The sequence below is a fragment of the Pseudomonas sp. St29 genome, assembly GCF_001547915.1.
In the GTDB taxonomy this organism is placed as follows: Bacteria; Pseudomonadota; Gammaproteobacteria; order Pseudomonadales; family Pseudomonadaceae; genus Aquipseudomonas.
Map to the genome: position 1 here is coordinate 6384086 of NZ_AP014628.1, position 21225 is coordinate 6405310.

The window sequence follows — 21225 nt, forward strand, 5'->3', positions numbered from 1 at the left end:
CCCTGACCTCTCATAAGGACCTGTCATGAACACGACTCGTATCGCTTTTATCGGTGCCGGCAACATGGCGGCCAGCCTCATTGGCGGCCTGCGCGCCAAAGGCCTGGAGGCGGACCAGATCCGCGCCAGTGACCCCGGGGCCGAAACCCGGGCCAAGGTGGCCGCCGAGCACGGTATCCAGGTGTTCGCCGACAACGCCGAGGCCATCGCTGGCGTCGACGTGATCGTCCTGGCGGTCAAGCCCCAGGCCATGAAAGCCGTGTGCGAGGCCCTGCGTCCGAGCCTGCAGCCGCAGCAACTGGTGGTGTCCATCGCCGCCGGCATCACCTGTTCAAGCATGAACAACTGGCTCGGCGCCCAGCCCATCGTGCGCTGCATGCCCAATACCCCGGCGCTGCTGCGCCAGGGCGTCAGTGGTCTGTACGCCACCGCCCAGGTCAGCGCCCAGCAGCGCCAGCAGGCCGAGGAACTGCTGTCCGCCGTGGGCATCGCCCTGTGGCTGGACCAGGAGCAGCAACTGGACGCGGTGACCGCCGTATCCGGCAGCGGCCCGGCGTATTTCTTCCTGCTGATCGAAGCCATGACCGCCGCCGGCGAGAAACTCGGCCTGCCCCGGGAAACCGCCGCCCAACTGACCCTGCAAACCGCCCTGGGCGCCGCCCACATGGCTGTTTCCAGTGACGTCGATGCCGCCGAACTGCGCCGCCGCGTAACCTCGCCGGCCGGGACCACGGAAGCGGCCATCAAATCCTTCCAGGCCGGTGGCTTTGAAACCCTGGTGGAAAAAGCATTGGGTGCCGCCGCGCACCGCTCGGCCGAAATGGCCGAACAACTGGGCCAATAAGGAGCCAATGATGATTGGATTGAACATCGCCGCGGTGTACGTGCTGCAAACCCTGGGCAGCCTGTACCTGCTGATCGTGCTGATGCGTTTCGTCCTGCAACTGGTCCGCGCCAACTTCTACAACCCGCTGTGCCAGTTCATCGTGCGGGCCACCCAGCCGCTGCTCAAGCCGATGCGCCGGATCATTCCCAGCCTTGGCGGCCTGGACATGTCCTCGCTGTTGCTGGCGATCCTGGTGCAGCTGGCGCTGATGGCCCTGACCCTGCTGCTGACCTACGGCACCACCGGCAACCCGTTGCAACTGCTGATCTGGTCGATCATCGGCGTGACCGCGCTGTTCCTGAAGATCTTCTTCTTCGCCCTGATCATCAGCGTGATCCTGTCCTGGGTCGCGCCGGGCAGCCACAACCCCGGCGCCGAGCTGGTGAACCAGATCTGCGAACCGGCCCTGGCGCCGTTCCGCCGCATCCTGCCGAGCATGGGCGGCCTGGACATCTCGCCGATCCTGGCCTTCATGGTGCTCAAGCTGCTGGACATGCTGGTGATCAACAACCTGGCGGCCATGACCATGATGCCGGACATCCTGCGTCTGCTGATCTGACCCAGGCGGCCTGCATGAGTTATTTCCGCTGGGACGGTGACGATCTGATCCTCGATTGTCACCTGCAACCCAAGGCCAGCAGCGACGAGTTCGCTGGCCTGCATGGGGAGCGCTTGAAAATCCGCCTCACCGCCCCGCCGGTGGAGGGCAAGGCCAACGCGCACCTGATGGCGTTCCTGGCCAAGGCTTTCGGCATCCCCAAGAGCCACGTCAGCCTGGTCAGCGGCGAGTTGAACCGGCAGAAGCGCGTGCGCCTGCAAGCGCCGAAGAAACTCCCCGAGCTACCGGGGCTGGCGCGTCCCGCCTGATTCGTCCGATTCGCCGGCAAGCCGGCTCCCGGGGCCCACGCCCACTGCAGGAGCCGGCTTGCCCGCGAACCTTCCGCCGCCATCTACGCCGGCGAAACACAGCCCCGGGCTTTGCTTGCCGCTGGAGACAGCGGTCTTTAGACTTACGCCTCATTTGAACGAGAGCAGGATCGATGCCAACTGCCTTCCCCCCCGATTCTGTTGGTCTGGTCACACCGCAACTGGCCCACTTCAGCGAACCCCTGGCCCTGGCCTGCGGGCGCTCGCTGCCAGCCTACGACCTGATCTATGAAACCTACGGCCAGCTCAACGCCAGCGCCAGCAACGCGGTGCTGATCTGCCACGCCCTGTCCGGCCATCATCACGCCGCCGGCTACCACAGCGTCGATGACCGCAAGCCCGGTTGGTGGGACAGCTGCATCGGTCCCGGCAAGCCCATCGATACCAACAAGTTCTTCGTGGTCAGCCTCAACAACCTCGGCGGTTGCAACGGCTCAACCGGCCCCAGCAGCCTCAACCCGGAAACCGGCAAGCCGTTCGGCGCCGACTTCCCGGTGCTCACCGTGGAAGACTGGGTGCACAGCCAGGCGCGCCTGGCGGACCGCCTGGGCATCAGCCAGTGGGCGGCGGTGATCGGCGGCAGCCTGGGCGGCATGCAAGCCCTGCAATGGACCATCACCTACCCGGACCGGGTACGGCATTGCCTGGCCATCGCCTCGGCGCCCAAGCTCTCGGCGCAGAACATCGCCTTCAACGAAGTGGCGCGCCAGGCGATCCTCACCGACCCCGAGTTCCACGGCGGCTCGTTCCAGGAACAGGGCGTGATCCCCAAGCGCGGGCTGATGCTGGCGCGCATGGTGGGGCACATCACCTACCTGTCCGACGACTCCATGGGCGAGAAATTCGGCCGTGGCCTCAAGAGCGAGAAGCTCAACTACGACTTCCACAGCGTCGAGTTCCAGGTGGAAAGCTACCTGCGCTACCAGGGCGAGGAGTTCTCCGGGCGGTTCGACGCCAACACCTACCTGCTGATGACCAAGGCACTGGACTATTTCGACCCGGCGGCGAACTTCGACGACGACCTGGCCAAGACCTTCGCCAACGCCAGCGCCAAGTTCTGCGTGATGTCCTTCACCACCGACTGGCGCTTCTCCCCGGCCCGCTCCCGGGAGCTGGTGGACGCGCTGATGGCCGCGCGCAAGGACGTCTGCTACCTGGAGATCGACGCACCCCAGGGGCACGACGCCTTTCTGATTCCGATCCCGCGCTACCTGCAGGCCTTTAGTCACTACATGAACCGCATAACGCTGTGAGGACACGATGAGAGCCGATCTGGAAATCATCCAGGAATGGATCCCCGCCGGCAGCCGCGTCCTCGACCTGGGCTGCGGTAACGGCGAGCTGCTGAGCTGGCTGCAGGAACACAAGCAGGTCACCGGCTACGGCCTGGAAAACGACCCGGACAACATTGCCCAGTGCGTGGCCAAGGGCATCAACGTGATCGAGCAGGACCTGGACAAGGGCCTGGGCAACTTCGCCAGCAACAGCTTCGATATCGTGGTCATGACCCAGGCCCTGCAGGCCGTGCACTACCCGGACAAGATCCTCGACGAGATGCTCCGGGTCGGCCGCCAGTGCATCATCACCTTCCCCAACTTCGGCCACTGGCGCTGCCGCTGGTACCTGGCCAGCAAGGGTCGGATGCCGGTTTCGGAATTCCTCCCGTACACCTGGTACAACACGCCGAACATCCACTTCTGCACCTTCGAGGACTTCGAAGAGCTGTGCCGCGAGCGCCAAGCCCGGGTGATCAACCGCCTTGCCGTCGATCAACAACACCGCCACGGGTGGGCCAGTAAGCTATGGCCTAATCTCTTAGGGGAGATCGGCATCTACCGCGTCAGCAGTCCCGGCCTGCAAGATCACAAGGTCGCGGTATAAACCACGTTGCATCGAGGAGAACCATCATGGGACGTCTGGTGACATTTCTATTGGCTGCCTGCCTGAGCTTCAGTGCCCTGGCGGCAGACCCGATCAAGAGCGAGCGCAAGGAGGTGTTCGGTGACATCACCGTGCACTACAACACCTTCAACTCCACCTACCTGCAACCTGACGTCGCCAGGGCCGCGGAGCTGGTTCGCAGCAAGAACCAGGGCGTGATCAACGTTTCGCTGATCAAGGACGGCAAGCCGCTGGTCGGCCAGGTCAGCGGTACGGTCAAGGACCTGACCAGCAAGAGCATCCCGCTGAAATTCCGCCAGATCACCGAACAGGGCGCGATCTACTACATCGCCCAGTTCCCGGTGGAACAGCAGGAAACCCGTACCTTCACCATCACCGTGCAAACGGGTGGCGATACCAACAGCTTCAGCTTCAACCAAGAGCTATTCCCGGGCGAATAATGAACCTTACGCAACTCGTACTGGCCAGCCACAACGCCGGCAAACTCAAAGAACTCCAGGCCATGCTCGGCGCCTCGGTGCAACTGCGCTCGATCGGCGAGTTCAGCAGCGTCGAGCCCGAGGAAACCGGCCTGTCGTTCGTCGAAAACGCCATCCTCAAGGCACGCAACGCTGCGCGCATTTCCGGCTTGCCGGCACTGGCGGATGATTCCGGCCTGGCGGTGGACTTCCTCGGCGGCGCGCCGGGCATCTACTCGGCACGCTATGCCGACGGCCAGGGCGACGCGGCGAACAACGCCAAGTTGCTGGACGCCCTGAAGGACGTGCCCGAAGCCCAGCGCGGCGCGCAGTTCGTCTGCGTCCTGGCCCTGGTGCGGCACGCCGACGATCCGTTGCCGATCCTCTGCGAAGGCCTGTGGCACGGGCGCATCCTCACGGCTGCCAGCGGCGAGCACGGCTTTGGCTACGACCCGCTGTTCTGGGTGCCGGAACGTGACTGCTCCAGCGCCGAGCTGGGCCCGGTGGAGAAAAACCAGCTCAGCCACCGCGCTCGCGCCATGGCCATTCTGCGGCAACGCCTGGGCCTGCAATGAGTCATGACCCTTCCGCGTCGCCGCTGATTCTCGGCGGCGCGCCAACGCCTCGGGCGGCGCTGCCCCAGTTGCCGCCCCTGGCGCTGTACATCCACATCCCGTGGTGTGTACGCAAATGCCCCTATTGCGATTTCAACTCCCACGCCGCCAGCCCGACGCTGCCGGAAGAAGAGTACGTCGACGCCCTGCTGGCCGACCTCGATCTGGAGCTGCACGCGGTCTATGGCCGCGAGCTGAGTTCGATCTTCTTCGGCGGCGGCACCCCGAGCCTGTTCAGCGCCCAGGCCCTGGGTCGGCTGCTCAAGGGCGTGGAACAGCGCATCCCCTTCGCCGGCGATATCGAGATCACCCTGGAAGCCAATCCCGGGACCTTCGAGCAGGAGAAGTTCACTGCCTACCGCGCCCTGGGGATCAACCGCCTGTCCATCGGCATCCAGAGCTTCCAGGAACAGAAGCTCAAGGCCCTGGGCCGCATCCACAACGGTGACGAAGCGGTACGCGCCGCCGGCATGGCGCGCCAGGCCGGGTTCGACAACTTCAACCTGGACCTGATGCACGGCTTGCCGGACCAGTCCCTGGACGATGCCCTGGACGACCTGCGCCAGGCCATTGCGATGAAGCCGACCCACCTGTCCTGGTATCAGCTGACCCTGGAGCCCAACACGGTGTTCTGGAACCAGCCGCCGGTGCTGCCGGAAGACGACACCCTGTGGGATATCCAGGAAGCCGGCCAGGCCCTGCTGGCCGAGCATGGCTACGCCCAGTACGAGGTCTCGGCCTATGCCCAGCCCGGCCGCGCGGCGCGGCACAACCTGAACTACTGGAGCTTTGGCGACTTCATCGGCATCGGCGCCGGGGCCCACGGCAAGCTCAGCCATCCGGACGGGCGCATCCAGCGCACCTGGAAGACCCGCCTGCCCAAGGACTACCTGAACCCGGCCAAGCCGTTCAAGGCCGGCGAGAAGACCCTGGGCAATGACGAGCTGCCGTTCGAGTTCCTGATGAACGCCCTGCGCCTCACCGACGGCGTCGACGCCGCGCTGTTCGCCCAGCGCACCGGCCTGGACCTGGCCAGCCTGGCCGAAGGCCGGCGCCAGGCCGAACAAAGCGGCTTGTTGCAGGTCGAACCGTCACGCCTGGCGGCTACGGCCCGTGGGCAACTCTTCCTCAATGACCTGCTGCAATACTTTCTGATCTAAGGAAATCACATGGATCTGGTACTCGACCTGCTTGCCACCGTGTCCCGCTGGAGTCGCAGCAACCTCTCGGAAATCGCCCTGGCATTGGTGGGCTGCCTGCTGGTGCTGTTCGGCGCGGACATCAAGGGCTGGGTCGAGCAACGCCTGGGCGGCATCGCCGGCGCCCTGCGCGTGCCGCTGATGGCCCTGCTGTGCATGGTCGGCAGCGGCCTGGCGCTGATCTACGCCACGCCGTGGATCGTCCGCGGCCTGAGCCAGTTCAACAACTACAGCCTGGCGCCGGTGCTGCTGGTGGTGCTGGTGCTGATTGGCGTGGTCGCTGATCGTCGCTGACCTGTCGCCCCCCTTCGCCGGCAAGCCGGCTCCTACAGCCCCCCGTAGGAGGCGGCTTGCCGGCGAACGCAATCCAACGGCTGCCCCCGTTATCAAGGAAGAACATGAGCAAGAAAGTTATCGAGGACACCAGCAAATTCCTCAGCTACGTGCTGCGCCACGAGCCCCAGGCCATCGGCCTGGAACTGGATAGTGAAGGCTGGGGCGATATCGAAGCGCTGATCAGCGGCGCCGCCAAGGGCGGCCGGCAACTGAGCCGGGAACTGATCGAGCGAGTCGTCGAAGGTAATGACAAGAAGCGCTTCGCCCTCTCGGCTGACGGCCAGCGGATTCGTGCCGTTCAGGGGCATTCCAACAAGACCGTGCAATTGCAGCTTGAGGCAAAGCAACCGCCCGCCGTGCTCTACCACGGCACCGCCACGCGCTTCATGGATTCGATCAATGAGAAGGGGCTGATCCCTGGTTCACGGCATCACGTGCACCTGTCCCAGGAGATCGACACCGCCAAGGCCGTGGGCCAGCGCTATGGCAAGGTGGTGATCCTGCAGATCGACGCCCAGGCCATGCAGGCCCAAGGCTTCAGTTTCTATCAGGCCGAGAATGGGGTGTGGCTGACCGACCAGGTGCCGGTCAGTTTCATCCAAGCCCTGTAGGAGCCAGCTTGCTGGCGAAGACGTCCTTACCGGCCTCTTCGCTGGCAAGCGGAACGCCGCCCGGCCAGCTCCTACAACAGCGAGTCCGGCTCAGTCGATTTTTTCGAACTTCAGATCCCACACGCCATGCCCCAGGCGCTCGCCACGACGCTCGAACTTGGTGATCGGGCGTTCGGCCGGGCGCGGTACGCACTTGCCGTCTTCGGCCAGGTTGCGATAACCCGGGGCAACGTTCATCACTTCCAGCATGTATTCGGCATAGGGCTCCCAGTCGGTGGCCATGTGCAGAATGCCGCCGACCTTGAGCTTGCTGCGCACCAGCTCGGCGAAGGAGGCCTGGACGATGCGGCGCTTGTGGTGCCGGCTCTTGTGCCATGGATCGGGGAAGAACAGCATCAGCCGGTCCAGGCTGTTGTCGGCGATGCAGCGGTTGAGCACTTCAATCGCGTCGCAATCGTAGACCCGCAGGTTGGTCAGGCCCTGGGTCAGCACGCCATTGAGCAGCGCGCCGACACCCGGACGGTGAACTTCCACGCCGATGAAATCCTGCTCCGGGGCCGCCGCGGCCATTTCCAGCAGCGAGTGGCCCATGCCGAAGCCGATTTCCAGGGAGCGCGGCGCCGAGCGGCCGAACACCTGGTCGTAGTCCACCGGGGCGTCAGCCAGGGGCAGCACGTACAGCGGTGCGCCCTGGTCCAGGCCGCGCTGCTGGCCTTCGGTCATGCGCCCGGCGCGCATCACAAAACTCTTGATGCGGCGGTGTTGGCGCTCGTCGCCGGCTTCCGGCTGGATTGGCGTGTCGTTTGATTCAGTCATCAATGGCTCTTACTTGATCAGACCATCCAGCGGCGAAGAGGCGCTGGCATAGAGTTTCTTCGGCATGCGACCGGCGAGGTACGCCAGGCGGCCCGCAACAATCGCGTGTTTCATGGCTTCGGCCATCATGACCGGCTGCTGCGCGTGGGCGATGGCCGAGTTCATCAGCACCGCTTCACAGCCCAGCTCCATGGCGATGGTGGCATCGGAAGCGGTGCCGACACCGGCATCCACCAGCACCGGAACCTTGGCTTCTTCAAGAATGATCTGCAGGTTGTACGGGTTGCAGATCCCCAGCCCGGTGCCGATCAGGCCGGCCAGCGGCATGACCGCGATGCAGCCCATTTCCGCCAGCTGGCGGGCGATGATCGGGTCGTCGCTGGTGTAGACCATGACGTCGAACCCTTCCTTGACCAGCACTTCGGCGGCCTTGAGGGTTTCCAGCACGTTGGGAAACAGGGTCTTCTGGTCCGCCAGGACTTCCAGCTTCACCAGGTTGTGGCCATCGAGCAGCTCACGGGCCAGGCGGCAGGTGCGCACCGCTTCCACCGCGTCATAGCAACCGGCGGTGTTGGGCAGGATGGTGTAGCGATCCGGCGGCAGGATATCCAGCAGGTTCGGTTCGCCCGGGTTCTGGCCGATATTGGTCCGGCGCACGGCGACGGTGACGATCTCGGCACCCGAGGCCTCGATGGCCAGGCGGGTTTCTTCCATGTCGCGGTACTTGCCGGTACCTACCAGCAAACGCGACTGGTACGTCCGACCGGCCAGGACGAAAGGCTTGTCACTACGAACGTTGCTCATCGGAAATCCTCTGTTGGGGTGAGGTTCTTGCAGAATTCTGTATCAGGCCCGGGGCGCTGCTGACCCGGGCTCCGGGGCCGCTGAACGCAGTCGTCCATGAGAGGGCCCGGCGGCGGGCCTGGGCGCTGCGCGGTGAGCGCCAGCGCTGTCGAGGCCAGCGGCTAGCCGCCGCCGATGGCGTGGACCACTTCCACCTGATCGCCCTCGCTGAGGGCCGTCTCGGCGTGCTGGCTGCGCGGAACGATATCCAGATTGAGTTCCACCGCGATCCGCCGGCCGCTCAATTGCAGCTGGCTCAGCAGGGCCGCAACGGTCGAGCCGTCGGGCAGTTCAAAGGATTCACCGTTCAACTGAATGCGCATGCTCGAAGCCGCCATCATTTTTAGGGGCCAGCATTCTAGCCCGATCGTGACCCAAAGGTCAGCTACAAGCGTCAGCCGGCGACTTGCAGGCGCCAGGCGGCGAGCCCCAGCAGCAACCAGCCGACAAGGAAGGCCAGACCGCCGAAGGGGGTGATGATGCCCAGCTTGCCGATGCCGCTCAGGGTCAACAGATACAGGCTGCCGGAGAACAGCAGGATGCCCAGGGTGAACGCGGCGCCAGCCCAGGTCACCAGCCGCCCGGGAACATGGGCTGCCAGCAAGGCGACGCCGAACAGGGCCAGGGTGTGCACCAGCTGGTAGGTCACGCCTGTATGAAAAATCGCCAGGTATTCCGTGCTCAGGCGGTTTTTCAGGCCGTGGGCGGCGAAGGCGCCGAGGGCAACCCCGGTAAAACCGAAGAAGGCGGCCAGCATCAGGAAGCCACGCAGCATGAGGAACTCCAGTCAGATTCAGGGCAAAGGGTCTGTATAATGGCGCGCTCAACGGGTTCGGCCAAGCCATCTCTATGCTGCGTTATCTGTTTCGTCGCCTTGTAAAAGCCTTGATGTGGTTCCTGGTCGGCAGCGTGCTGCTGGTGCTGCTGTTTCGCTTCGTGCCGCCACCGGGCACCGCCCTGATGGTGGAACGCAAGATCGAATCCTGGATCGACAACGACCCCATCGACCTGCAGCGCACCTGGAAACCCTGGGACGACATCTCCGACAACCTCAAGGTGGCGGTAATCGCCAGCGAGGATCAGAAATTCCCCGATCACTGGGGCTTCGATATCGATGCGATCCAGGCGGCCCTGGCCCACAACGAACGTGGCGGCTCGATCCGCGGTGCCAGCACCCTGAGCCAGCAAGTGTCGAAGAACCTGTTCCTGTGGTCCGGCCGCAGCTACCTGCGCAAGGGCCTGGAAGCCTGGTTCACTGCCCTGATCGAGGTGCTCTGGCCCAAGCAGCGGATTCTCGAGGTCTACCTCAACAGCGCCGAGTGGGATGAAGGGGTGTTCGGCGCCGAGGCCGCCGCACGCCATCATTTCGGCGTCAGCGCGGCCAATCTGTCGCGCCAGCAGGCCAGCCTGCTGGCCGCGGTGCTGCCCAATCCACGGGTGCTGAGCGCTGCGCGACCCAGTACATATGTGCTGCAGCGGGCCGGCTGGGTTCGGCGACAGATGAGCCTGCTCGGTGGCGCCGATTATCTGAATCGATTGAACGAGTCGCGCAAGGCGCCCTGGGCGGAGTAATCCGCATTCGGCCTAGCGCCTGCCCTGCCTGAGCGGGTTCGAGAGGGACGTTGGGCCAGGGTTTCGCCGCCAAGCCGGCGCCTGCGACAGCCGCACAAACAAAAACGCCCCGATCATCTCGGGGCGTTTTGCATGACGCTGCAGACTCAAGCGGCGATGGACAGCTTCAGCTTGTTCATCGCGCTCTTTTCCAGCTGGCGGATACGCTCGGCGGAAACGTTATACTTCTGCGCCAGGTCGTGCAGCGTGGCTTTTTCTTCGGCCAGCCAGCGCTGGTAGAGAATGTCGCGGCTGCGTTCGTCCAGCACTTCCAGCGCTTCGTGCAGGTTGTGGGTGGAGTTGTCGCTCCAATCGGCATCTTCCAGTTGCAGGGCCGGATCGTAGCGATGGTCTTCCAGGTAATTGGCCGGCGATTGGAAAGCGCTGTCGTCATCCGCTTCAGCCGCTGGATCGAAGGCCATGTCCTGGCCGGTCAGCCGGCTTTCCATCTCGCGCACTTCACGGGGCTCGACGCCCAGGCTTTCCGCCACACGGTGCACTTCTTCGTTGTTCAGCCAGGCCAGGCGCTTCTTCTGGCTGCGCAGATTGAAGAACAGCTTGCGCTGAGCCTTGGTGGTCGCGACTTTGACAATCCGCCAGTTACGCAGGATGAACTCGTGAATCTCCGCCTTGATCCAGTGCACGGCAAAGGACACCAGGCGCACGCCCATTTCCGGGTTAAAGCGCTTCACGGCTTTCATCAGGCCAACGTTGCCTTCCTGGATCAGGTCGGCCTGGGCCAGCCCGTAGCCGGAATAGCTGCGGGCGATATGTACGACAAAACGCAGGTGGGCGAGCACCATCTGCCGAGCCGCCTCAAGATCCTGCTCATAGTAGAGACTCTCGGCCAGTTCACGCTCCTGCTCGGGCGTCAGCAATGGAATGCTGTTCACCGTGTGCACATAGGCCTCCAGGTTTGCGCCTGGAACCAGTGCGTAAGCAGGTTGCAAAGAAGTGGTCATACGAAAAAACCTCCGACTCACATAACTCGTGCAGTTCAGCACTGCGAAAATTGACCGGAAACCGCGAAACAAGTTCCCAAATATTCAGAAAGGTCAATACAAGCAAAAAGACATTACTTCGGTGCCAGCTCCCTCAGGTGGCGGGCCACCGCAATCCACGCACCGATATAACCCAACAGCACCGCCCCAAGCAAGAGCGACAGACCATCGGCAACCGGTACTCCTGCAAGGGCAAAATCACTGCCATACAGGCCGGCCAGACCGACCACCGCGTCGTTCAACCAGTCCAGGCCGAACGCCAGTACCCCCCAGGACAGAATCCCCGCACCGAAGCCATACAGCGCGCCCATATAAAGGAAGGGACGTCGTACATAGCTGTCCGTGCCGCCGACGAGTTTAATCACTTCTATCTCGGTGCGGCGGTTTTCAATATGAAGACGAATGGTATTGCCTATCACCAAAAGTAATGCAGAAACCAACAACACCGTCAGACCGAAGACAAAACGGTCCCCCAGCTTGAGGATGGCCGCCAGTCGCTCGACCCAGACCAGGTCCAGCTGCGCCAGTTGCACCTTGGGCATGTCCGCCAAACGCTGGCGCAAGGCTTCCAGCGTAGCCTTGTCCACTTCGTTCGGCGTCACCAGCACCACACCCGGCAACGGGTTGTGCGGCAACTCGCGCAAGGCCTCGCCCAGCCCGGACTGCTGCTGGAACTCTTCCAGGGCCTTTTCCTTGCTGATGAACTCGGCATCCGCAACCCCGGGCAGGCCCTTGATCTCGGTACTGAGTTTCTCGCCCTCGGCCGCCGAGGCGCCCAGCTCCAGGTACAGCGAAATCTGCGCCGCACGCTGCCAGGAACCGCCCAGGCGCTCGACGTTGTTGAGCAGCAGCGACAGGCCCATGGGCAGGCTCAGGGCCACGGCCATCACCAGGCAGGTAAAGAAGCTGCCGATGGGCTGCTTGCCCAGGCGCCGCAGGCTGTCCAGCAGGCTGGCACGATGGCTTTCGATCCAGGCGTGCAGCAGGGTGGCGAAATCCGGACCGTCGTCCTCGTCGCGTTTTTTCTTCGGCGGCGGCGCCTCGGAGGCCTTGGGCGCCACGCGCTCCGCCACTTTAGGGGTACGTGTTGCACTCATACGCCGGCCTCCCCATCACCGATCAATCGGCCGCGCTGCAGGGTCAGCATGCGGTGACGCATGCGCGCGATCAGTGCCAGGTCGTGACTGGCGATCAGCACGCTGGTGCCCAGGCGGTTGATATCTTCGAACACGCCCATGATTTCCGCCGCAAGACGCGGGTCGAGGTTACCGGTGGGCTCGTCCGCCAGCAGCAAGGCTGGACGATGGACGATGGCCCGGGCAATGCCCACGCGCTGTTGCTGGCCGGTGGACAGATCGCCGGGGTACAGGTCGGCCTTGTCCGACAGCGCCACGCGCTCCAGGGCCGAGTCCACCCGCTTGGCGATTTCCGCCTTGGACAGCCCAAGGATCTGCAGCGGCAGCGCGACGTTATTGAACACCGTGCGATCGAACAACAGCTGGTGGTTCTGGAACACCACGCCGATCTGGCGCCGCAGGAAAGGGATCTGCGCATTGCTGATCTGCCCCAGATCCTGGCCGGCCAGCAGCAGCTTGCCCGACGTCGGACGCTCCATGGCCAGCAGCAGGCGCAGCAAGGTGCTCTTACCGGCGCCGGAGTGGCCGGTGACAAACAGGAATTCGCCACGACGGACGCGAAAGCTCAGCTCATGCAGACCAACGTGGCCGTTGGGATAGCGCTTACCGACCTGTTCGAAACGAATCATGAACGCTCCCGCTCGGCAAACAGTGCCTGGACAAAGGGTTCGGCTTCAAAGGTACGCAGGTCATCGATGCCTTCACCGACCCCGATATAACGGATCGGCAGACCGAACTGCTTGGCCAGGGCGAAGATCACCCCGCCCTTGGCAGTGCCATCGAGCTTGGTCAGGGCCAGGCCGGTCAATTCCACGGTCTGGTTGAATTGCTTGGCCTGGTTGATGGCGTTCTGGCCAGTACCGGCGTCCAGCACCAGCAGCACCTCGTGGGGCGCGTCGGCATCCAGTTTGCCGATCACCCGACGGACTTTCTTCAGTTCTTCCATCAGGTTGTCTTTGGTGTGCAGGCGCCCTGCCGTGTCAGCGATCAGCACGTCAATGCCACGGGCCTTGGCCGCCTGCACCGCATCGAAGATCACCGAGGCGGAATCGGCACCGGTGTGCTGGGCGATCACCGGGATCTTGTTGCGCTCACCCCAAACCTGCAGTTGCTCCACCGCTGCGGCGCGGAAGGTGTCGCCGGCCGCCAGCATGACTTTCTTGCCTTCCAGCTGCAGCTTCTTCGCCAGCTTGCCGATGGTGGTGGTCTTGCCTGCACCGTTGACGCCCACCACCAGGATCACGAAAGGCTTGTTCTGGGCGACGATTTTCAGCGGCTGCTCCACCGGCTTGAGCATGCTGGTGAGTTCGGCCTGCAACGAAGCGTAGAGCGCGTCGGAATCGGTGAGCTGCTTGCGCGCCACCTTCTGGGTCAGGTTCTGGATGATCACCGACGTGGCTTCGACCCCGACGTCGGCGGTCAGCAAACGGGTTTCCAGGTCTTCGAGCAACTCGTCATCGATGGCCTTCTTGCCCAGGAACAGACTGGCCATGCCTTCGCCGATACTGGCGCTGGTCTTGGACAGGCCCTGCTTCAAACGGGCGAAGAAACCGACCTTGTTCTCTTCAGCAGGACGGACCGGATCGACCACAGGCTCCGCCACCTGGGCAACCGGCTCGGCAACAGGAGCAGGAGCAGGAGCAGGAGCAGGAGCAGGAGCAGGAGCGACAGGCTCGGGGGCGACCGGCGCCGGGGCCAGCGGAGCCTGCACCTCGATCACCGGGGCCGGGGTGACAACCGCCTCGACAACCGGCTCGGGCGCCGCGCTCAAGGCCGGGATCGGCGGCGTGACATGTTCTGCCTGCGTATCCTCCACCAGGGCCACCGGCTCTTCCGCTACCGGCAGCGTCAGCCAGGGCTTGTGCTCCGGGCTCGGAGTCAGGGGCAGCTCGGGGGCGACGGCTGCTACCGGCTCAGCCTCGACCTGGAGTTGCAGCACCGGCTCGCCGGTCGACAGCACCACCGGCTCGCTCGGGGCTACGCTGGGGGCGGTTTCAATGACCGGAGCCGGCGCTGGCTCGACAGGCACTTGCGGCTGTTCGACGACGGGTTCCTGCGGCTTTTTGCGCAGCCATCCGAACAGGCCTTTCTTCTCGCCAGCCGCGGCTGGGGTCTTTTTGTCGTCGTTGGAACCAAACATGGAGACGGCTATCTCAAGGTAGCGATGCGCCACTGGGCGCCTCGGTAAATAAATATTCGATGCAGAACAGACTGTGTTTATTCCAGCTTGTTCACGCGCAACATGTTGTCGAAATGCCCAAAAGCACTTCAAGGAGCGATTTTACTAAAGGACTGGAACGGCAAAATCGGCGAAAAGTCGCAGTTTAGCTGACAAATCAAGGCTTATTGCCGGTAACTCATACAACCTGCTCAAGTACCTGCTGATCCGCGAAGACCTGATAGGCGTGGCCGCCAGTAAAACGGATCAGTATCCTAGCACCTCCTCGCCCGCTGACGCTAAGAACACGCGGGCAGCCCAACAGGTTTAAAAACGAATGAATGCTCTAGCCCGCCGCGCCGCAGGCCTGCTGCTCAGCACAGTTTGTCTGCCCCTTGCAGCCCTGGCTGCCGACCCGCAACCCACCCACGAATTCACCCTCGACAACGGCCTCAAGGTCGTGGTCCGCGAAGATCATCGCGCGCCGGTGGTGGTGTCCCAGGTCTGGTACAAGGTCGGCTCCAGCTACGAAACCCCGGGCCAGACCGGTTTGTCCCACGCCCTGGAACACATGATGTTCAAGGGCAGCGAGAAGGTCGGCCCCGGCGAGGCCTCGTTGATCCTGCGGGACCTGGGCGCCGAAGAGAACGCCTTCACCAGCGACGATTTCACCGCCTATTACCAGGTCCTGGCCCGCGACCGTCTGGGCGTGGCCCTGGAGCTGGAAGCCGATCGCATGGCCAGCCTGCGCCTGCCGGCCGACGAGTTCGCCCGCGAGATCGAAGTGATCAAGGAAGAACGCCGCCTGCGTACCGACGACAAGCCGCTGTCCAAGGCCTACGAGCGCTTCAAGGCCATGGCCTACCCGGCCAGCGGCTACCACACGCCGACCATCGGCTGGATGGCCGACCTGAACCGGATGAAGGTCGAGGAACTGCGCCACTGGTACCAGGCCTGGTACGTGCCGAACAACGCCACCCTGGTGGTGGTCGGCGACGTCACCCCCGACGAAGTGAAGACCCTGGCCCAGCGTTACTTCGGCGCCATCCCCAAGCGTGACGTGCCACCGGCGAAGATCCCCATGGAGCTGGCCGAACCCGGCGAGCGCCTGATCACCCTGCACGTGAAGACCCAACTGCCGAGCCTGATGCTGGCCTTCAACGTGCCCAGCATCGCCACCGCCGAGGACCAGCGCTCGGTGCACGCCCTGCGCCTGGCCGCGGCTCTGCTGGACGGCGGCTACAGCGCGCGCATCCCGACCCAGCTGGAGCGCGGCGAAGAGCTGCTGTCCAACGGTTCCACCAGCTACGACGCCTACACCCGGGGCGACAGCCTGTTCATGCTCTCGGCCACCCCCAACAGCCAAAAGAAGAAAACCATCGCCCAGGCCGAAGCCGGGCTGTGGCGCATGCTGGACCAACTCAAGACCACCCCGCCGTCCGCCGAGGAACTGGAGCGGGTGCGGGCCCAAGTGATTGCCGGGCTGGTCTACGAGCGTGACTCCATCACCAGCCAGGCCAGCGCCATCGGCCAGCTGGAAACCGTCGGCCTGTCATGGAAGCTGATGGACACCGAGCTGGCGGAACTGCAAAGCGTGACCCCGGAAGACATCCAGAAGGCCGCCCGCACCTATTTCACCCGGGAGCGTATGAGCGTGGCCCACGTACTGCCTGAGGAGTCCGCTCATGAGTAAGCGCAAGAATGCTTCACCGGTCCTGCTGGGCCTGGCCCTGGTCGCCCTGCTCACCGCCGGTGGCCTGTACCTGTCGCGCTCCGGCGAGAGCAATGCCAGCCAGGCCCTGGACAAGGCCAAGAGTAGCCAGAAGCTGCAATCCCTGGCCGAGCTGGATGGCAAGGCCCCCAGCCATCGCAACCTCAATGTGCAGACCTGGAACACCGCCGAAGGCGCCAAGGTGCTGTTCGTCGAAGCCCGCGAGCTGCCGATGTTCGACATGCGCCTGATCTTCGCCGCCGGCAGCAGCCAGGACGGCAGCACCTCCGGCCTGGCCCTGCTGACCAACGCCATGCTCAACGAAGGCGTGCCCGGCAAGGATGTGGGCGCCATCGCTCGGGGCTTCGAGAGCCTGGGCGCGGATATCGGCAACGGCGCCTACAAGGACATGGCCGTGGTCTCGCTGCGCAGCCTCAGCGCCGTGGATAAACGCGAACCGGCGCTGAAGCTGTTCGCCGAAGTGGTGGGCAAGCCGACCTTCCCTGCCGACTCCCTGGCGCGGATCAAGAACCAGCTGCTCGCCGGTTTCGAATACCAGAAGCAGAACCCCGGCAAGCTGGCCAGCCTGGAACTGATGCAGCGCCTGTACGGCACTCATCCCTATGCACACGCCAGCGAAGGCAATGCCAAGAGCGTTCCGGGCATCAGCCTGGCGCAACTGCAGGCCTTCCACGCCAAGGCCTACACCGCCGGCAACGTGGTGATCGCCCTGGTCGGCGACCTCTCGCGCAGCGACGCCGAAGCGATTGCCGCGCAGGTTTCCGCCGCCCTGCCCAAAGGCCCGGCCCTGGCCAAGGTCGAGCAACCCACCGAACCCAAGGCCAGCATCGGCCATATCGAATTCCCGTCGAGCCAGACCAACCTGATGCTGGCGCAGCTGGGCATCGACCGTGACGATCCCGACTACGCCGCCGTATCCCTGGGCAACCAGATCCTCGGCGGCGGCGGTTTCGGCACCCGGCTGATGAGCGAAGTGCGCGAGAAACGCGGCCTGACCTACGGCGTCTACTCCGCCTTCACCCCGATGCAGGCCCGCGGCCCGTTCATGATCAACCTGCAGACCCGCGCGGAAATGAGCGAAGGCACCCTGAAACTGGTGCAGGACGTGTTCGCCGACTACCTGAAGAACGGCCCGACCCAGAAGGAACTGGACGACGCCAAGCGTGAACTGGCCGGCAGCTTCCCGCTGTCCACCGCCAGCAACGCCGATATCGTCGGCCAGTTGGGGGCCATGGGCTTCTACAATCTGCCGTTGAGCTACCTGGAAGACTTCATGCGTCAATCCCAGGAACTGACGGTGGAACAGGTCAAGGCCGCCATGAACAAGCACCTGAGTGTCGACAAGATGGTCATCGTCAGCGCCGGCCCCACCGTCGCGCAAAAGCCGTTGCCGCCCCCCACTGACAAACCCGCCGAGCAGCCGCTCGGGGTTCCGGAGCACTGATGGCCCGTCCAGCCCGTCCCAGCAAGAAACCCGTCCATAACCAGCACAATGGCGTGGGCCAGCTGCGCATCATCGGCGGCGAATGGCGCAGCCGCAAACTGAGCTTTCCCGATCTGCCGGGCCTGCGCCCGACCCCGGACCGGGTGCGCGAAACCCTGTTCAATTGGCTGGCGCCCTATGTCGCCGGGGCCAAGGTCATCGACCTGTTCGCCGGCAGCGGCGCGGTGTTCCTCGAAGCCCTGTCCCGTGGCGCCGCCACGGGCCTGGCCCTGGACAGCAGCAGCGTAGCCATCTCCAGCCTGCGCGAGCACCTGGGCACCCTGCGTTGCACCGTGGGCCAGGCGCAGACCGCCGACGCCCTGCGCTACCTGGAAACCCAGCCGGCGACGCCGTTCGACCTGGCCTTCCTCGACCCGCCGTTCAACCAGAACCTGCTGCCCGCCGCCTGCGCCCTGCTGGAAGAGCACGGCTGGCTGGCGGACGACGCCTGGATCTACACCGAAAGCGAAACCGCGCCATCAACCCTGGGCCTGCCCGGGCGCTGGCGCCTGCACCGTGAACAAAAATCCGGGCAGGTGTACTACTCGCTGTGGCAACGTATGGCAGACAACGCCGCGTAGCACCCGCCTACGTTCGGCCGGAACAAGGCGCGCCCCCCGCCCGGGCTGCGCGCCGCTGCATCGAGATCCTCCCCGTGCCCGACTCGCCTGATCGTTTCATCCCCGCCTTCGGCCTTGGCAACCCGCACCTGCAGACCCTGTGGGGCCCGCTGTGGCGCCCGGCCACTGAGCTAGAGCGCCAGCGCGAACGCCTGTGGCTGGATGACGGCGACTTTCTCGATCTGGACTGGCACGGCCCCCATAGCGCCGAAGCCCCGCTGGTGCTGGTGCTGCATGGTCTGACCGGCTCGTCCAACTCGCCTTATGTGACCGGCCTGCAACAGGCCCTCGCCGCTCGGGGCTGGGCCAGCGCGGCCCTGAACTGGCGCGGCTGCTCCGGCGAACCCAACCTGCTGCCGCGCAGCTACCACTCCGGCGCCAGCGAAGACCTGGCTGCGGCCATCGCCCACCTGCGGGCCCAGCGCCCTCAGGCGCCGCTGTATGCGGTGGGCTATTCGCTGGGGGGCAATGTGCTGCTCAAGTACCTGGGGGAAAGCGGCAGCGAAAGCCCGTTGCAGGGCGCCACGGCGGTATCGGTGCCGTTTCGCCTGGACCAGTGCGCCGACCGCATCGGCCAGGGCTTTTCGAAGATTTACCAGGCGCACTTCATGCGCGAGATGCTGGCCTACATCAAGGACAAGCAGCGCCAGTTCCAGCACGACGGCCGCCACGACGGCCTGGCCACCCTGGCGCAACTGGGCCCGCTGACCAAGATGCGCACCTTCTGGGATTTCGACGGCCGGGTCACCGCGCCGCTGCACGGCTTTGCCGATGCCCAGGATTACTACCGCCGCGCCTCCAGCCGCTATTTTCTCGGCGAAATCCGCACCCCGACCCTGATCATCCAGGCCGCGGACGACCCTTTCGTGTTTCGCCACAGCCTGCCCGAAGCCCGTGAACTGTCCGCCAGCACCCGCTTCGAGCTGCAGGCCAAGGGCGGCCACGTGGGTTTTGTCGGTGGCAGCCTGAAACATCCGCGCTACTACCTGGAACAGCGCATTCCGCAATGGCTGATGGACCTGGACCGCCATGGCTAAGTCCACCCGGGAGTCGATCCGTTTCTGGCAGACCGAGCCCCTGGCCGGGGTCGAGTTGCTGGCCGCGCGCTATATCGAACAGCGCTTCGTGCCTCATGTGCACGAGGGCTATGTGATCGGCATGATCATGGCCGGCGCCCAGCGCTACCGCTATCGCGGGGCCGAGCACCTGGCGGGCAGCGGCACCCTGGTGCTGATCAACCCGGACGAACTGCACACCGGTGCCAAGGGCGTCGAGGACGGCTGGCTGTACCGGGCCTTCTACCCGGACAACCGGCAGATCCTCGGCCTGCTGGGCGAACTGGAGCTGCCCAACGGCAGCCTGCCGACCTTCGGCGCGACCCTGTATCGCGACCCGGACCTGGTGCAGGGGTTTGCCCGCCTGCACCACCTGCTGGAAAGCCCGGCCACCGCCCTGCAGCAACAGACCCAATGGCGGGAAATGCTGCTCTTGCTGTTGCAGCGACACGCCGGGGTCAGGGCGCCGGGTGCGCCCGGGCAAGAGCACCGGGCAATTGTCCAGGCCAAGGAATTGCTGCACTCGCAACTGGCCGCGCCGCCGTCACTGGAAGAGTTGGCGGCGGCGGTGAACCTGTCGCCATTCCACTTCGCCCGGGTGTTTCGCCGGGCCACCGGGATTCCGCCCCACACCTGGCTGATGCAGCAGCGCATCGCCAAGGCCCGAGCCCTGTTGCGCGATGGCTGCCTGCCGCTGGAAGTGGCCACGCAATTGGGATTTGCCGACCAGAGTCACCTGAGTCGACAGTTCAAGCAGGTCTATGGGGTGGCGCCGGCGGCTTATCGCAGCGCCGTCCTGCAGTAGGACGGCGCGGCTTTCGCGAGCACGTTCGCGCCTGCTGCCGCCCACCCGTCCCTGTCGACGCTTTCGCGAGCAAGCTCGCTCCTACAGGTTCGTGGGGGCCTGCGGATCATAGGCGCTGGCTTGCCAGCGAAGAGGCCGACCGGGGCAGCCCGTCAGTCGCCCGTGGCGACAGGCCGCTGGGCATCGGTGATCCACTCGCTCCACGACCCGGCATACAGCCGCGCCAGGGGATAGCCGGCCAGGCACAAGGCGAACAGGTTGTGGCAGGCGGTGACCCCGGAGCCGCAGTAAGCCACCAAGTGCTCCGGAGAACGCCCGGCGAGTTTTTCGGCAAAACGCTGCTTGAGCTGCTGCGCCGGCAAAAAGCGCCCGTCGCTGTCCAGGTTGTCCGTGAACGCCGCGCATTGCGCCCCGGGAATGTGCCCGGCCACCGGATCGATCGGCTCCACGTCACCGCGAAAACGCGGCAAGGCCCGGGCGTCCAGCAAGGTCAGGTCTGGCTGGCCCAGACGCTGCTTCAGGTGCTCGGCATCCAGCAGCAAAGCGTGATCGGGCTGACCGCTGAAGTGCCCGCTCACACTGTCGGGGGCATCCAGGCTCAGGGGCAGACCGGCGGCGTGCCAGGCGTTGAGGCCGCCATCGAGAATGAACACGCCATCACGCTTGCCCAGCCAGGCCAGCAACCACCAGGCGCGAGCAGCGTAGGCACCGGGACCGTCGTCATAGAGCACGATCTGGCTGTCGTTATCGATGCCCCAGGCCCGCAGGCGCGCCAGCAACTGCGCGGGATCCGGCAACGGATGCCGGCCGGTCACGCCCTTGATCACCGGTGCGCTCAGGTCGCGGTTCAGATCGGCGAAATGCGCCCCGGCAATATGTCCGTTGGCGTAGCTGCGCTGGCCGTAATCGGGGTCTTCCAGGGCAAAGCGACAATCCAGAATCACCAGGCCGGGCTGCTGCTTCTTCTGGTCCAGGGCAAGCGGGCTGATCAACTGCGCAAGGGGCATAGCGGGCTCCTGTGAATAAGTCGGA

The 21225-nt window shown here is 64.6% G+C and carries 25 protein-coding genes; 16 read left to right on the forward strand and 9 right to left on the reverse strand.

Going from position 1 to position 21225, the window contains the following annotated elements:
* The first annotated feature begins 25 nt into the window (after positions 1-25).
* The 10 genes from proC to PST29_RS28545 all read left to right on the forward strand — a co-directional run bounded on the left by proC (position 26) and on the right by PST29_RS28545 (position 6933).
* Positions 26-844 (forward strand): pyrroline-5-carboxylate reductase, encoded by an 819-nt coding sequence (proC, locus tag PST29_RS28500; RefSeq protein WP_060844876.1) that lies wholly within the window; start codon positions 26-28, stop codon positions 842-844.
* A 10-nt stretch (positions 845-854) separates the two neighbouring features.
* Positions 855-1445: a YggT family protein gene (locus tag PST29_RS28505; protein WP_060844877.1), complete on the forward strand. Its 591-nt coding sequence runs from the start codon at positions 855-857 to the stop codon at positions 1443-1445.
* Between the two features lie 14 nt (positions 1446-1459).
* Complete coding sequence (locus PST29_RS28510; RefSeq protein ID WP_060841541.1) at positions 1460-1753, forward strand: DUF167 domain-containing protein; 294 nt, start codon at positions 1460-1462, stop codon at positions 1751-1753.
* Between the two features lie 173 nt (positions 1754-1926).
* On the forward strand, positions 1927-3066 hold the full coding sequence (gene metX, locus PST29_RS28515) for a homoserine O-succinyltransferase MetX (protein ID WP_060841542.1): 1140 nt from the start codon (positions 1927-1929) through the stop codon (positions 3064-3066).
* A 7-nt stretch (positions 3067-3073) separates the two neighbouring features.
* On the forward strand, positions 3074-3694 hold the full coding sequence (gene metW / locus PST29_RS28520; RefSeq protein ID WP_060841543.1) for a methionine biosynthesis protein MetW: 621 nt from the start codon (positions 3074-3076) through the stop codon (positions 3692-3694).
* 26 nt (positions 3695-3720) lie between these two features.
* A complete protein-coding gene (locus tag PST29_RS28525; protein WP_060841544.1) occupies positions 3721-4155 on the forward strand; it encodes a DUF4426 domain-containing protein in 435 nt (144 codons plus the stop codon).
* Positions 4152-4748 carry an RdgB/HAM1 family non-canonical purine NTP pyrophosphatase gene (rdgB, locus tag PST29_RS28530; protein ID WP_060841545.1) on the forward strand — a complete coding sequence of 199 codons (597 nt, stop codon included), beginning with the start codon at positions 4152-4154 and terminating at the stop codon, positions 4746-4748. The genes PST29_RS28525 and rdgB overlap by 4 nt, the downstream gene beginning before the upstream one ends.
* Entirely contained in the window at positions 4745-5947 is a 1203-nt protein-coding gene (hemW, locus tag PST29_RS28535) for a radical SAM family heme chaperone HemW (protein ID WP_060844878.1), read from the forward strand. The genes rdgB and hemW overlap by 4 nt, the downstream gene beginning before the upstream one ends.
* A gap of 9 nt (positions 5948-5956) precedes the next feature.
* A complete protein-coding gene (locus PST29_RS28540) occupies positions 5957-6280 on the forward strand; it encodes a DUF3392 domain-containing protein (protein ID WP_011064021.1) in 324 nt (107 codons plus the stop codon).
* A gap of 104 nt (positions 6281-6384) precedes the next feature.
* The gene (locus PST29_RS28545) at positions 6385-6933 is read left to right on the forward strand and encodes an RNA 2'-phosphotransferase (protein WP_060844879.1); all 549 of its coding nucleotides are present in this window, start codon (positions 6385-6387) and stop codon (positions 6931-6933) included.
* Positions 6934-7023: 90 nt separating this feature from the next.
* On the opposite strand, the gene trmB is transcribed toward PST29_RS28545, so the two are convergent.
* The 4 genes from trmB to PST29_RS28565 form a co-directional block, all read right to left on the reverse strand.
* Entirely contained in the window at positions 7024-7749 is a 726-nt protein-coding gene (trmB, locus tag PST29_RS28550; RefSeq protein ID WP_016967620.1) for a tRNA (guanosine(46)-N7)-methyltransferase TrmB, read from the reverse strand.
* A gap of 9 nt (positions 7750-7758) precedes the next feature.
* Positions 7759-8553 carry a thiazole synthase gene (locus PST29_RS28555; protein WP_011064024.1) on the reverse strand — a complete coding sequence of 265 codons (795 nt, stop codon included), beginning with the start codon at positions 8551-8553 and terminating at the stop codon, positions 7759-7761.
* Positions 8554-8714: 161 nt separating this feature from the next.
* Positions 8715-8915 (reverse strand): sulfur carrier protein ThiS, encoded by a 201-nt coding sequence (gene thiS, locus PST29_RS28560; RefSeq protein WP_060844880.1) that lies wholly within the window; start codon positions 8913-8915, stop codon positions 8715-8717.
* A 71-nt stretch (positions 8916-8986) separates the two neighbouring features.
* The gene (locus tag PST29_RS28565; protein ID WP_060841548.1) at positions 8987-9367 is read right to left on the reverse strand and encodes a DUF423 domain-containing protein; all 381 of its coding nucleotides are present in this window, start codon (positions 9365-9367) and stop codon (positions 8987-8989) included.
* 74 nt (positions 9368-9441) lie between these two features.
* Here PST29_RS28565 and mtgA point away from each other — a divergent pair, with 74 nt between their 5' ends.
* On the forward strand, positions 9442-10164 hold the full coding sequence (gene mtgA / locus PST29_RS28570; RefSeq protein ID WP_060841549.1) for a monofunctional biosynthetic peptidoglycan transglycosylase: 723 nt from the start codon (positions 9442-9444) through the stop codon (positions 10162-10164).
* Between the two features lie 146 nt (positions 10165-10310).
* Here the strand turns inward: mtgA and rpoH are convergent, their stop codons facing one another.
* From rpoH to ftsY, 4 genes are all read right to left on the reverse strand, one after another.
* Complete coding sequence (gene rpoH / locus PST29_RS28575) at positions 10311-11165, reverse strand: RNA polymerase sigma factor RpoH (protein WP_016967616.1); 855 nt, start codon at positions 11163-11165, stop codon at positions 10311-10313.
* 113 nt (positions 11166-11278) lie between these two features.
* A complete protein-coding gene (ftsX, locus tag PST29_RS28580) occupies positions 11279-12301 on the reverse strand; it encodes a permease-like cell division protein FtsX (protein ID WP_016967615.1) in 1023 nt (340 codons plus the stop codon).
* Positions 12298-12969: a cell division ATP-binding protein FtsE gene (gene ftsE, locus PST29_RS28585; RefSeq protein WP_060841550.1), complete on the reverse strand. Its 672-nt coding sequence runs from the start codon at positions 12967-12969 to the stop codon at positions 12298-12300. Before ftsE ends, ftsX begins: the two co-directional genes overlap by 4 nt.
* Positions 12966-14480, reverse strand: a complete 1515-nt coding sequence (ftsY, locus tag PST29_RS28590; RefSeq protein ID WP_060844881.1) for a signal recognition particle-docking protein FtsY — start codon at positions 14478-14480, stop codon at positions 12966-12968. The genes ftsE and ftsY overlap by 4 nt, the downstream gene beginning before the upstream one ends.
* Positions 14481-14835: 355 nt before the next feature.
* Here ftsY and PST29_RS28595 point away from each other — a divergent pair, with 355 nt between their 5' ends.
* From PST29_RS28595 to PST29_RS28615, 5 genes are all read left to right on the forward strand, one after another.
* Positions 14836-16191 carry a M16 family metallopeptidase gene (locus PST29_RS28595; RefSeq protein WP_060844882.1) on the forward strand — a complete coding sequence of 452 codons (1356 nt, stop codon included), beginning with the start codon at positions 14836-14838 and terminating at the stop codon, positions 16189-16191.
* A complete protein-coding gene (locus tag PST29_RS28600) occupies positions 16184-17674 on the forward strand; it encodes a M16 family metallopeptidase (protein ID WP_060844883.1) in 1491 nt (496 codons plus the stop codon). Before PST29_RS28595 ends, PST29_RS28600 begins: the two co-directional genes overlap by 8 nt.
* Positions 17674-18294: a 16S rRNA (guanine(966)-N(2))-methyltransferase RsmD gene (gene rsmD, locus PST29_RS28605; protein ID WP_060844884.1), complete on the forward strand. Its 621-nt coding sequence runs from the start codon at positions 17674-17676 to the stop codon at positions 18292-18294. The genes PST29_RS28600 and rsmD overlap by 1 nt, the downstream gene beginning before the upstream one ends.
* A gap of 74 nt (positions 18295-18368) precedes the next feature.
* Positions 18369-19370: a hydrolase gene (locus tag PST29_RS28610; RefSeq protein WP_060844885.1), complete on the forward strand. Its 1002-nt coding sequence runs from the start codon at positions 18369-18371 to the stop codon at positions 19368-19370.
* The gene (locus tag PST29_RS28615) at positions 19363-20193 is read left to right on the forward strand and encodes an AraC family transcriptional regulator (RefSeq protein ID WP_060844886.1); all 831 of its coding nucleotides are present in this window, start codon (positions 19363-19365) and stop codon (positions 20191-20193) included. The genes PST29_RS28610 and PST29_RS28615 overlap by 8 nt, the downstream gene beginning before the upstream one ends.
* Positions 20194-20345: 152 nt before the next feature.
* Here the strand turns inward: PST29_RS28615 and PST29_RS28620 are convergent, their stop codons facing one another.
* A complete protein-coding gene (locus PST29_RS28620; RefSeq protein ID WP_060841557.1) occupies positions 20346-21200 on the reverse strand; it encodes a sulfurtransferase in 855 nt (284 codons plus the stop codon).
* Positions 21201-21225: the final 25 nt, after the last annotated feature.